Genomic DNA, 12,083 nt, shown 5'->3' with positions numbered 1-12,083 from the left:
CCAGGAGCAGGACATGGCCCGTAAACCGGCAGGCAATCGCAAGCTCTTCGAAGAGGTCGGGGCAGAGGACAAGCCCCGCGCCGAGGCCCCGAAAGGGGGCATGATCGACGCCGGCCGCCGAGGCGCGCGCGGCGCGGTCCGCATCTGGCTGATGATCCTCTTTGCGCTGGTGATGGTCATGATCGCCGTCGGCGGCCTCACGCGCCTGACCGACAGCGGGCTCTCGATAACCGAATGGAACCTCGTCACGGGGGCGATCCCTCCGCTCGATCAGGCCGCCTGGCAGGCCGAGTTCGAGAAATACCAGCGCATCCCCGAATTCGAGCTGGTGAACCCGAACATGACGCTGGCGGAGTTCGAGTTCATCTACTGGTGGGAATGGGGCCACCGGCAGCTTGGCCGGGTCATCGGCCTTGTCTGGGCGGTCGGGTTCTTCGGCTTCCTCGTCACCCGGAAGATCCCGCCGGGCTGGACCGGGCGTCTGCTCGGGCTCGGCGCGCTTGGCGGCCTGCAAGGCGCGATCGGCTGGTGGATGGTCTCCTCGGGCCTCGGCGGCGACATGGTCGACGTGGCGAGCTACCGGCTCGCGACGCATCTCGGCCTCGCCTTCGTGATCCTTGGTCTCATCGCGTGGTACACGTTCAAGCTCGGCCGCGAGGACCGCGAGCTCATGCAGTCGCGGCGGGGCCGCGAGGGGCGGCTTTTCTCGATCTCCACCGGGCTCATGCATTTCGCCTTCCTGCAGATCCTGATCGGCGCGCTCGTCGCGGGGATCGACGCGGGGCGCAACTACACCGACTGGCCACTCATGGCGGGGGGCTTCCTGCCGCCGACGCCGCTCGAGATCGAGCCCGTGTGGCGCAACTTCTTCGAGAACGCGGGCCTCGTTCAGTTCATGCACCGGATGGCAGGCTACCTCCTCTTCGTTTTCGGTATCGTCGTCTGGACCCGCGCGCGCCGGTCGCCCAACACCGACACGCGGTTCCGCTTCAACGCGGTGCTCGCGATGCTGGTGGTCCAGATGGCGCTTGGCATCGGCACCGTGCTCTACGGCGCGCCCTGGCACATCGCCATCGTGCACCAGATCGGCGCGGTCGTCCTCTGGGTGCTGATCCTGCGCGCGCGCTTCGCCGCGCAATACCCGAAATTCCAGTCGGTCCGGGGGTGACATGACCACAGCTTACGAAGTGCTCATCGCGTTCGAGCGCGAGACCGGCGCGCTGGCGCAGGTCGCAGGCCGCCTCGGCTGGGATCAGGAGACGGTCATGCCCCGCGGCGCGGCGGCGCAGCGCGGCGACGAGATGGCGGCGATGGAGAGCGTGCTGCACGCTCGCCGCGCCGATCCCCGCGTCGGCGAGTGGCTCGCGGCGGCCGAGGCTGCGGACGGGCTCGGAGAGGTGGAGCGCGCGAACCTGCGCCATATCCGCCGCGCCTACGACCGCGCCGTCAAGGTGCCGTCACGCCTTGCCTCCGAGATCGCGCGCGTCACCAGCGTCGCGCAAGGTACATGGGCCGAAGCGCGGGCGGCGGACGATTTCGCCGCCTTCGCGCCGACGCTGCGCGAGGTGCTGCGCCTCAAGCGCGAGGAAGGCGCGGCGCTCAGTGACGGCGGCGACGTATACGACGCGCTCCTTCAGGATTACGAGCCGGGCGCGACCGCGGCGCAGCTGACCGACATGTTCGGCGCGATGCGCCCGCGTCTCACCCGGCTCATCGACCAGGTGCGCGGGGCCGAGGCGCCGGCGGCGCTCAGCGGCACCTTCGACGAGGCGGCTCAGATGGCGCTGACCGCGCGCATCGCCCAGACCTTCGGCTACGATACGACCCGCGGGCGGCTCGACAAGGCGGTGCACCCGTTCTCCTCCGGGTCCGGAAACGACGTGCGCATCACCACCCGGACGAGCCTCACCGACCCCTTCAACTGCCTCTACTCGACGATTCACGAGACCGGCCATGCCTCCTACGAGCAGGCGATCGCGCAGGAGTACCTCTTCACCCCGCTCGGCCAGGGCGTCTCGATGGGCGTGCACGAGAGTCAGAGCCGGATCTACGAGAACCAGCTCGGCCGCTCGCGCGCCTTCACGTCCTGGCTGCACGGGCAGATGGAAGAGGCGTTCGGCCCGCTCGGGCTGCCCGATGCCGAGGCCTTCTACCGCACCGTGAACCGCGTCCACGAGGGCTACATCCGGACCGAGGCGGACGAGCTGCAGTACAATCTGCATGTCCTCCTGCGCTTCGATCTGGAACGCGCGCTGATCTCCGGCGAGCTGGAGGTCGACGATCTCGAGGACGCCTGGAACGCGCGGTTCCAGCGGGATTTCGGCTTTGCGGTGGACCGGCCGAGCAACGGGGTGCTTCAGGACGTGCATTGGTCGGTCGGGCTCTTCGGCTATTTCCCGACCTACTCGCTTGGCAACGTCTACGCAGGCTGCCTTCACGAGGCGCTCCGCGAGGCCGTTCCGGATCTCGACACGCAACTCGCCTCGGGCGACCTCTCGGGCGCAACGGGCTGGCTGCGAGAGAATGTGCAGCGGCATGGCGGGCTGTACGAGCCGCGCGAGACGATCATCCGGGCGACCGGCAAGGAGCCCTCGGAAGAGCCGCTCATGCGCTATCTGGAAACGAAATTCGGCAATCTCTACGGGCTCGACTGAGCTCCGCTCAGATCGGATCCGACCAGTCGTGACGCGCCCTGCGGGGCCGCGCGCCGCTGGCCGCGACGAGGGGCAGGGCGATGCCGAGCACGAGCGCAAGGCCGAGCGCGGTCCTGTGGCTTCCGGCTTCCGCGACGGGCAGCATCAGCGTGTACCCCGCGTAGAGCGCGACGCCGAGTAGAGCGACGATGCGGGTGTGAACGTCGCAGAGGAGCCAGATCGCCGCGACCACCATGAGCGCCGCGAGGGTGACCGCGCCGAACGAGAAGGGCGCGTCCGCGACGACGATCCGGGATGCCGCGCGTCCGAGCACAAAGGCCAACGCAACTCGCAGGCCCGGTTGCAGATAAGACAGGACTGGCATTGTCGGGATCTCCGGGGCAGGTCGTGCCCGGAAGGTCCCATGTTTCCACGCGTTCCGGCAACGCGGCTGTGCCTCAGGGGCGACCGTTGCAGCTGTTCCGTTGCAAATCGGTCAACCTTAGCTTGCCTGAGCGACCTGAGCCTCGTGTTGAGCCACGTCCTCGAAACAGGCCGTGACCCATTCGACCACCGCCCGCATCGCCGGGTCGCTGCGCCGCGTCTCGTGGAACATCAGCCAGAAATCGGCTGCGAACGGCGCCGCCCCGGGTTCGACCGGCACCAGCGACGGATCCTGCGCAGCCAGCACTTCCGGAAGCGGACCGGGAAGGCGCGTCAGCTGCATCAGGCTGTAGAGGGCGACGAACGAATCGACGCGGATCTTCGGAGGTCCGGCAAAGCGCTTGAGGCCCATCTGCATCGGAGGGTAGTCGTCATGCGCCTCGGTCAGTCCCGCCCATTGATCGTCAGAGTCGGCATCCCGGAATCGCCAGAGTCGGAAGCCGAGCTGACCGGCCTTGCGGGTCACGATCCGGCCGCTGTCGGGTTGGCCGTACATGATCACGAGGTCGTTTTCGCCCAGACCCTCGCGGAAGACCCGGTCCGAAAACGTGATCGAGATCCCCTTCAGCATGTCCGCCCGCCGCTTGAGGCCGGGAAAGAGGACCTGGCTGCTCACGATTGGGATGCACCCGAGGTTGAGGTGGACCGGCTCGTTCGACAGCGTCTGCACGTGCGTATTGATCACGCTCTGCAACGTTCCGTCGAAGGCCTGGCTTATCTCGATCAGCTTCAGCACCGCGTCCGACGGCTTCCAGCCGTCCGACGTCTTGACGAAGGCGGGTGTGCCGAGCTGTTCCGAAAGGCGTTCGATCCGACGCGACACCGTGGCGGTGTTCGTGCCGAGATGTTTTGCGGCGGCGGTCATCGTGCCTGTCTTCGACAATGCGACGAGGAACCGGAGGTCATCCCAATTATCCATGGCGTCCCTGACTAGCGAGGATCTCGAATGCGCGTGCAGCGCGAAACCGTAGATGCGGACCGGTCGAGGGGATACCAGCCTGCCTTAGCGCGCGGCCTGACTTCGGCCACGCGAATTTGACACTAATTCGGAAACGACGCTCTTGCGGAAATGTTCCACGCGGGTGTCGAAGGTGACGGAACGTCAGTCTCCGTCGGGTTCGCCACCTTCGATATCGGCATCCTCGGCCTGTTCCGCGATCCACGCGACGCTGACGACTTCCTCGCCCTGACCGGTGTTGAAGACCTTCACGCCGCCCGCGTTGCGCGAGCGGAAGCTGATCCCCTCCACCGGCACGCGGATCGACTGGCCGCGCGAGGTGGCGAGCATGATCTGGTCGTCGATCTCGACCGGGAACGAGGCGACAACCGTCCCGCCGCGCATCGCCTTGTCCATCGCCATGACGCCCTGACCGCCGCGTCCGCGCACGGGATAATCGTGCGACGACGAAAGCTTGCCGCTGCCGTTCGAGGTGATCGTGAGGATCAGGTTCTCGGCCGCCGACATTTCGGCATACCGCTCCTGAGGCAATTCGGCATTGGTGTTGCCGTCCTCGTCGGTCTCTGTCTCCTCGGTGACGCCGGCCATCAGGCGGCGCATCTTGAGGTAGGTCGCGCGTTCGTCCGGCGTCGCCTCGAAGTGCCGGATGATCGACATCGACACGACATGATCGCCATTGTGCAGGCGGATGCCGCGCACGCCGGTGGACTTGCGGCCCTTGAAGACGCGCACGTCGGTGGTCGGGAAGCGGATCGCGCGGCCCGAGTCAGTCACCAGCATCACGTCGTCCTCCTCGGAGGCGATACGCGCATTGACGAGGCTCACGCCTTCAGAAAGCTCCATCGCGATCTTGCCGTTGCGCTTGACGTTGGTGAAGTCCGACAGGGCGTTCCGCCGCACGTCGCCCGCCGAGGTCGCGAAGACGATCTGCAGATCGTCCCAGTCGCTCTCGTCCCGGTCGACCGGCATGATCGCGGCGATCGAGACGCCGGTGGGGATCGGCAGGATGTTGACGATCGCCTTGCCCTTGGAGGTCCGGCCCCCCGCGGGCAGGCGCCAGGTCTTGAGCTTGTAGGCCATCCCGTCGGTGGTGAAGAACAGAAGCTGCGTATGCGTGTTCGCCACGAAGAGCGTCGTCACCGCGTCGTCGTCCTTGAGACCGCCGCCCGAGACGCCCTTGCCTCCGCGCCGCTGGCTGCGGAAATCCGACAGGGGCGTGCGCTTGATGTAGCCGGACTGGGTCACCGTCACGACCATGTCCTCGCGCTCGATGAGGTCCTCGTCCTCCATGTCGCCGGCCCAGTCGGCGATCTCGGTCCGGCGCGGCACCGCGAAGAGCTCGCGCACCTCGGTGAGCTCGTCCGAGATGATGGCCATGATCCGCTCGCGCGAGCCGAGGATCTCGAGGTAGTCCTTGATCTTGCCGGCCAGCTCCTCGAGCTCGTCGGTCACCTCCTGCACGCCGAGCTGGGTCAGGCGCTGCAGGCGCAGCTCGAGAATGGCGCGGGCCTGCGCCTCGGAGAGGTTGTAGGTGCCGTCGTCGTTGATTGGATGGGTCGGATCGTCGATCAGACGGATATAGGGCGCGATCTCCTCGGCCGGCCAGCGGCGGGTCATCAGCGCCTCGCGCGCCTCGGAGGCGTCCTTGGAGGCGCGGATCGTGGCGACGACTTCATCCACGTTCGAGACCGCAACGGCGAGACCGCAGAGGATGTGGGACCGCTCGCGGGCCTTCCTCAGAAGATGGGCGGTGCGCCGCGCGACGACCTCTTCGCGGAAGTCGATGAAAGAGGTCAGGAACTTGCGCAGCGTCAACTGCTCGGGCTTGCCGCCGTTCAACGCCAGCATGTTGCAGCCGAAGGAGGTTTGCATCGGCGTGAAACGGAAGAGCTGGTTCAGCACCACGTCGGGTGTCGCATCGCGCTTGAGTTCGACCACGACGCGGACGCCAGAGCGGTCGCTCTCGTCCTGCACGTGGGCGATTCCTTCGATCCGCTTGTCGCGGGCGGCCTCGGCGATCTTCTCGATCATCGAGGCCTTGTTCACCTGGTAGGGGATTTCGTCGATGACGACGGCATAGCGATCCTTGCGCAATTCCTCGATCCGCGTCTTGGCGCGGATGATGACGCTGCCGCGGCCCTCAAGATACGCCTTCCGCGCGCCGGAGCGGCCGAGGATCATCCCGCCGGTCGGGAAGTCCGGGGCGGGGATGTACTCGATCAGCTGCTCGGAGCTGAGATCGGGCTCCTCGATGAGCGCCAGGCAGGCGTCGATGACCTCGCCGAGATTGTGCGGCGGGATGTTGGTCGCCATGCCGACGGCGATACCGCCCGCGCCGTTGACCAGCATGTTCGGAAAGCGCGCGGGCAGGACCGTCGGCTCGCGGTCCTTGCCATCATAGTTGTCCTGGAAATCGACGGTTTCCTTGTCGATATCCGCCAGCATGTAGCTCGCCGGCTTGTCCATACGCACCTCGGTGTAGCGCATGGCGGCGGGGTTGTCCCCGTCCATCGAGCCGAAATTGCCCTGGCCGTCGAGCAGCGGCAGCGACATCGAGAAGTCCTGCGCCATCCGCACCAGCGCATCGTAGATCGCGCTGTCGCCGTGCGGGTGATACTTACCCATGACGTCGCCCACGGGACGCGCCGATTTCCGGTAGGACTTGTCGTGCGTGTTGCCGGTCTCGTGCATCGCGTAGAGGATCCGCCGGTGCACGGGCTTGAGACCGTCGCGCAGATCCGGGATCGCCCGGCTCACGATCACGCTCATCGCGTAATCGAGATAGGACGATTTCATTTCCTCGAGGATCGAGATCGTGGGTCCGCCCCGCGGCTTCGGGCCTTCGCCAGGAATTTCGTCTTCTGTCTCAGGGGGTTCGGGCGTATCGTTCACGTGAGGGTCCCGCCAATGCCTGTTCTATATCTTGTTGGGTCGCGTATACCAGAGCCCGGATATGGGGTGCAATGGTTGCACGCCCCTTCCATTTGGCAGCCGCGGGGCTTGGTGGCTAACACACTGTTTTTGTTGAAAATTAAGAATCGCCCGGCATCATGTTTGTCATAAAACCGACAAACGCGAGGTATGATTCATGGCAATGACCGAGACCGAGATGATGCTGAAGGGCTACGGGCTGACCACGGCCGAGTTCTTCTACCGGATGCCCGATTTCAAGAGCGTCCTCAACAGCTTCGTGTGGCAGGAATACGATATCGCTCCGGATCACCCGCGGCTCTTCGAATTCATCGAGTTCTGGCACGACAAGATCGAGGGCCCGCTGCATTCGGTGCGTTACGTGCACCGCAAGATGATCTCGCCGGGCGAATGGCGCAACGTCACCGGAGAGATCACCTACCAGTGACGCGGGCTCCGCCGGGCGAGCGAGGGCTCTGCCCTCGCGCTCCCGGAATATTTCGATCAAGAAGAAGGGACGGTCAGCCTGCCTTCGTGCCGAGACCGAGCTGCATCAGCGTGCGCCGGACGGGCGCGAGGTCGTAAAGCGCCTCGAGCCCGAGCGCGCGCAGGTCGCGCATGCCGGGATATTCGGCCTGGCTCATGCGGTTGAGCATCGCGATGCCCCCGACCCGCAGAGCGATGTCGGGGCGGCGGGCGCGCTCGTAGGCGTCGAGCATGCGCCGCCCGCCGATGTCGTCCTGGTGATCACGGGTCAAGGTTAGCAGGCTGTCGAGGTCGCGCAGGCTCATGTTGAGCCCCTGCGCGCCGATCGGGGGCATCACGTGCGCGGCCTCTGCGACGAGGGCGACGCGCTCCGCCGTGAGGCGGTCGGCCTCCTGCGCGACGATCGGCCAGATCGAGCGGCGCGAGGCCAGCGTCAGCGGACCGAGGATGCCGCAGGACCGCGCGGTCATCGCGTCCTCGAACTCGGTTGTGCCGATCTCCATGAGCCGCGTCGCCTCGCGCCCATCCTCCATCCAGACGATGCCGGAGGAGGGCCGACCCTCGTGATCGGGCAGCGGCACCAGCGTGAAGGGCCCGCCGGTGCGGTGGATCTCGGTCGAGACGTTGCCGTGTGGCTCGGGATGGGTCACCGCGAAGGCGAGCGCCTTCTGCCCGAAGCGCTGAGTCCGCACGCCGATCCCCGCCGCCTGCCGCATCGGCGAGGCGCGACCGTCGGCGGCGACGACGAGGCGGACCTGCACCTTCGTGCCGTCGCTGAGCCCTACCTTGGCGGACGCGGTGCGCGTGAAGAGCGAGGCGGTCGCTGTGCCGGCGCGGAACTCCACGTTGTCCATGCGCCCGAGCGCGGCGACGAGTTCCCGGCGCAGCAGCCAGTTGGGCAGGTTCCACCCGAAGGGCTGGTCGGAGATGTCGGCGGCATCGAAGCTCTTGGTCACCCGCGGCTCGGGCTCGGGCCCGCCGGCATCGACGATCCGCATCACCTGCAGGGGCGTTGCATGGGGCGCAAAGGTCTCCCAGAGGCCGGCGCGGTCGAGGAAATCCCGGGCCGGCTGCAGGAAGGCGGTGGTCCGCAGGTCGGATCCCGTCGCGTCGCGCTCCGTCACCGGCGGCGCGGGGTCGACGCAGAGCACGGAGAAGCCCGCGCGCCCGAAGGCGGCCGCCGCCGTGAGCCCGGCGATGCCGCCGCCGGAAACGAGAATGTCGTGATCCATCGCTGCTCTCCTTCTCGGCCGGAAATCTAAGCCGCGCCGCGCGCCGCGCCACGGCCATCTCGCCGCAGCGTCACGCCAGCTGGGCCAGGAAGCCCGCAAGATCCGCCGTGTGGTGATGGATATGGTCCGCGGGGTCGGGTTCCGGGGCCACGTGCACTGTTCTGAGGCCCATCGCGTGCGGCACGGCCAGATTGCGCGGATCGTCCTCGAACATGGCGGCCCGCTCGGTCGCGAAACCGTCCAGCCCGAACACCGTCTCGAACGCCGCGCGGTCGGGTTTCGGGCGGAAGCCCGCCTCGGTCACGCCGTAGACGGCGTCGAAGAGATGCACGATGCCGCGGGCCGCGAGCACGTTGCGGGCATAGGGCGCGGTGCCGTTGGTGTAGACGATGCGGCGGCCGGGCAGGGCGGCGATGCCCTCGGTCAGCGCGTCGTCCGGCGTCACCGCGTCGAAGGAGATGTCGTGCACCTCCTCGAGAAAGGCCTCGGGCGCCATCGCGTGACGGGCCATGAGACCTGCGAGCGTGGTGCCGTGCTCGGTCCAGTAGAGGTGCCGCAGCCGGTCGGCCTCCTCGGGCGAGACCTCGAGCGCACGGACCATGAAGTCGCGCATGCGGTCCTCGATCTGGTCGAAGAGCCGCATCTCGGGCGGATAGAGCGTGTTGTCGAGGTCGAAGACCCAGGTCTCGACATGGGAGAAGTCATCGCGCATGGCATGGGGCTTAGGACGGGCGGGGGCGGCTGCCAAGGGGCGCCGTGCTTGATCGCGGCGCAGGGTCGCGGCTACCCTGCCGGTCACGCGACGAAAAGGAGCAGCGATGTCCACCCTTCGGACCAGTCAGAAGGATGCCTACGGGCTCATCCTCGAAGCGATCGACAGCGGGGTCTACCGCCCCGGCGACCGCCTGGTCGAGAGCGACCTCGCCGACCGCTTCGGCGTCAGCCGCACGCCGATCCGCGAGGCGCTGCAACGGCTCGAGACGCAATCGCTGCTGACGCGGGACGGAAGATCGCTGATCGTGGCCTCGCTCGATCACAACCAGATGGCCGAGCTCTACGCCGTCCGCACCGAGCTCGAGGGGCTGGCGGCACGGCTCGCGGCGCGTCACGCCACCGCGGAAGAGGTGCAGGTCCTGCAGGAGATGGTCGAGGCCGATCGCGCCCGGATCGACGACCCGCATGCCCTGGCCCGGGCCAACCGGCGCTTCCACACGCAGATCCACCTCGCCTCGCACAACCGCTTTCTGGTGCAGCAGCTCGACCTCGTGCACCGCTCCATGGCGCTGATGGCGACGACGTCGCTGGCGGCGCAGGGGCGCGGGGTGACCGCGCTCGCCGAACACGCAAAGATCGTCGATGCGATCCGGCGCCGGGACGAGGGCGGTGCTTCCGGAGCACTGCGCGACCATATCAGCCAGGCCTTCGTCACGCGGCTGAAACTTGACAGCGAGGCGCGCAGCGATCAGTGAGGCGCCCGATCCGCGGTATCGTGGTCGGGGGGCGAGGCGCCGTGAACGGTCTTGTCCCAGTAGAACGGGCGGTACACGAGTTCGATCAACGCCTTCCAGCAGGCCGCGACGGAGAGCGGGAAATAGAAGACCAGCGTCGGCACCCAGCGTTTCAGGCCCGAATGCGGCGTGCGCGACAGCGCGGCGAAGGCGACGCCGAGCGTGATCGCCTCTCCGGCGAGAAGAAAGCCGACAAGACCCGCGACACCCCGCTGGCCCATGAGGTCCGCGACCGGGTGCGGCAGGCCGGCAATGACGAGCCAGAAGCTCCAGAGCGCCGGGGCGAGGGCCGATTGCGCCACCGAGCCGAGAAAGAGCACCTGAACGCCGAGGGTGCGCCAGGGCCCGAGATCGCGCAGGAGCGCCGCGGGATGGCGCGTATGCGCGGCCCAGGTCATCACGTAGCCCTTGATCCAGCGCGAGCGCTGGCGGATCCACGGCCAGGCGCGGTTGTTGGCCTCCTCGAGCGTGACCGTGGCGACGAGCTCCGTCCGATATCCCGCCCGGGCGAGCCTCAGGCCGAGATCGGCGTCCTCGGTCACGTTGTGGGCGTCCCAGCCGCCGACCGCATCGATCGCATCGCGGCGCAGGTAGAGCGTCGTCCCGCCGAGCGGCACCACCAGTCCAAGACGCGCGAGGCCGGGCAGGACGAGCCGGAACCACGTTGCGTATTCCACCGTGAAGAGCCGCGAGAGCCAGTTGGCGTGCGGGTTGTAATAATCGAGTATGCCCTGCAGGCAGGCGACGTTCCGAGGCGCGGCGCGAAAGCGTGCGACCATGCGCTCGACCTGGTTCGCGGCAGGCGCGTCCTCGGCGTCAAGAATGCCGATGATCTCGCCGCGCGCAAAGTGGCGCGCGTAGTTGAGCGCGCGGGGCTTGGTGCGCAGCTCTCCCTTGGGCACTTCGATCACGCGGATCCAGTGCGGCAGCTTGGTCTCGCCGAGAAGCGCTCGGGTCTCGGCATCCTCCTCCTCGAGGATCAGGATCACGTCGAGCGCGGATTTGGGGTATGTCAGCCGGCGCAGGCGGCGCACCAGCATGTCGGCGATCTCGGCCTCGCGGAAGAGAGGCACCAGCAGCGTGACAAGAGGATAGGGCGCGATCAGCGCCGGCGGCTCCGGGGTTTCCCGCGGAGCGGCGAGAGCGGCGGCGAGCTTCAGTGCCTGACTGGCCAGCATGGCGGCGAGCGCAAGCAGCGTGACGGTCGCGAAGAAGAGGCTCGGCACGATCAGGAGCGCGCCGGTGCAGGCAAAGATCGCCGCGGCGGCGATCATCCGGCGCTCCGGGGTCGCGAGGTTCAGATCGCGGCAGCTCTGGTCGTCGGGAACCGCGCATTCCGCGGCCCGCGCGAAACGCGGCGCGTGGCGCGCGGCAAGCTCGCTCTCGATGTCGCTCTCGAGAACGAGCGCAGGCAGGATGCGGGGCCAGTGCGGCAGCAGCTCCACCCGGGCGCGCTCGAGATTGTCGAGGTCGGATGCGGCGAGGACCATCGTGTCCCCGACGACCGCCCAGGGCAGGACCCGGTGCCGAAGGCAGTATTCCGGGGCGACCCACCCTTCGAGCGCGCGGTCGGGCGGAGACACGGCGGGGTCGAGGGCGACGAGCCCGAGATGCCGCGCTCGGACGGCCTGGGCCTGCCGTGCGGTGGCAATGCCGTTGGCGGTGACCACCCGGTCGAGAGGCGCGCCCGTGGTCTCGGCCTCGGCCAGCGCGGCGAGGAGAGGCGCCGCTCCGAGCGACGCGCGGTCCATCAGGAGCGATGCCATCGGTCGTCCGCGATCGGCCGCGAGCGGCAGCGCAGCCGGGTCGTCGGGGTCCTGTAGAATGTCGGTCATGCGAGTCCCTGATCGTCTCCGATCAGGTCTCGCAGGCTTTGGGTTAATCAGGGATTAAAGCCTTTCGGCTGAAACTT

Annotated in this window: 10 protein-coding genes; 4 read left to right on the top strand and 6 right to left on the bottom strand. The window is 67.6% G+C overall.

Going from position 1 to position 12,083, the window contains the following annotated elements; translation table 11 throughout:
- The first annotated feature begins 13 nt into the window (after positions 1-13).
- Positions 14-1,168 carry a heme A synthase gene (gene ctaA, locus OCH239_RS18230; protein WP_037265941.1) on the top strand — a complete coding sequence of 385 codons (1,155 nt, stop codon included), beginning with the start codon at positions 14-16 and terminating at the stop codon, positions 1,166-1,168.
- A gap of 1 nt (position 1,169) precedes the next feature.
- The gene (locus tag OCH239_RS18225) at positions 1,170-2,654 is read left to right on the top strand and encodes a carboxypeptidase M32 (protein WP_037265939.1); all 1,485 of its coding nucleotides are present in this window, start codon (positions 1,170-1,172) and stop codon (positions 2,652-2,654) included.
- 7 nt (positions 2,655-2,661) lie between these two features.
- Here the strand turns inward: OCH239_RS18225 and OCH239_RS18220 are convergent, their stop codons facing one another.
- From OCH239_RS18220 to gyrA, 3 genes are all read right to left on the bottom strand, one after another.
- Positions 2,662-3,018, bottom strand: a complete 357-nt coding sequence (locus tag OCH239_RS18220; RefSeq protein WP_037265936.1) for a hypothetical protein — start codon at positions 3,016-3,018, stop codon at positions 2,662-2,664.
- 117 nt (positions 3,019-3,135) lie between these two features.
- The gene (locus OCH239_RS18215; RefSeq protein WP_037265933.1) at positions 3,136-3,996 is read right to left on the bottom strand and encodes a LysR family transcriptional regulator; all 861 of its coding nucleotides are present in this window, start codon (positions 3,994-3,996) and stop codon (positions 3,136-3,138) included.
- A gap of 183 nt (positions 3,997-4,179) precedes the next feature.
- On the bottom strand, positions 4,180-6,927 hold the full coding sequence (gyrA, locus tag OCH239_RS18210) for a DNA gyrase subunit A (RefSeq protein WP_037265931.1): 2,748 nt from the start codon (positions 6,925-6,927) through the stop codon (positions 4,180-4,182).
- 196 nt (positions 6,928-7,123) lie between these two features.
- On the opposite strand from gyrA, the gene OCH239_RS18205 reads away from it, so the two are divergent.
- Positions 7,124-7,393 carry an usg protein gene (locus tag OCH239_RS18205; protein ID WP_037265929.1) on the top strand — a complete coding sequence of 90 codons (270 nt, stop codon included), beginning with the start codon at positions 7,124-7,126 and terminating at the stop codon, positions 7,391-7,393.
- A gap of 73 nt (positions 7,394-7,466) precedes the next feature.
- Here the strand turns inward: OCH239_RS18205 and OCH239_RS18200 are convergent, their stop codons facing one another.
- Both OCH239_RS18200 and OCH239_RS18195 read right to left on the bottom strand, forming a co-directional pair.
- Complete coding sequence (locus OCH239_RS18200; protein ID WP_037265927.1) at positions 7,467-8,663, bottom strand: UbiH/UbiF family hydroxylase; 1,197 nt, start codon at positions 8,661-8,663, stop codon at positions 7,467-7,469.
- Between the two features lie 70 nt (positions 8,664-8,733).
- A complete protein-coding gene (locus tag OCH239_RS18195) occupies positions 8,734-9,375 on the bottom strand; it encodes a pyrimidine 5'-nucleotidase (protein WP_037265925.1) in 642 nt (213 codons plus the stop codon).
- Positions 9,376-9,481: 106 nt separating this feature from the next.
- Between OCH239_RS18195 and OCH239_RS18190 the strand changes: the two genes are divergently transcribed.
- A complete protein-coding gene (locus tag OCH239_RS18190) occupies positions 9,482-10,132 on the top strand; it encodes a GntR family transcriptional regulator (RefSeq protein WP_037265922.1) in 651 nt (216 codons plus the stop codon).
- Here OCH239_RS18190 and OCH239_RS18185 read toward each other — a convergent pair.
- Positions 10,126-12,006: a glycosyltransferase family 2 protein gene (locus OCH239_RS18185; protein WP_244430399.1), complete on the bottom strand. Its 1,881-nt coding sequence runs from the start codon at positions 12,004-12,006 to the stop codon at positions 10,126-10,128. The two genes, OCH239_RS18190 and OCH239_RS18185, sit on opposite strands and share 7 nt — an antisense overlap.
- Positions 12,007-12,083 lie beyond the last annotated feature (77 nt).

The sequence above is a fragment of the Roseivivax halodurans JCM 10272 genome (assembly GCF_000521785.1).
Lineage (GTDB): Bacteria > Pseudomonadota > Alphaproteobacteria > Rhodobacterales > Rhodobacteraceae > Roseivivax > Roseivivax halodurans.
The sequence above is the reverse complement of the archived record's forward strand: the minus strand, read 5'-3'. Positions and strand labels throughout refer to the sequence as shown.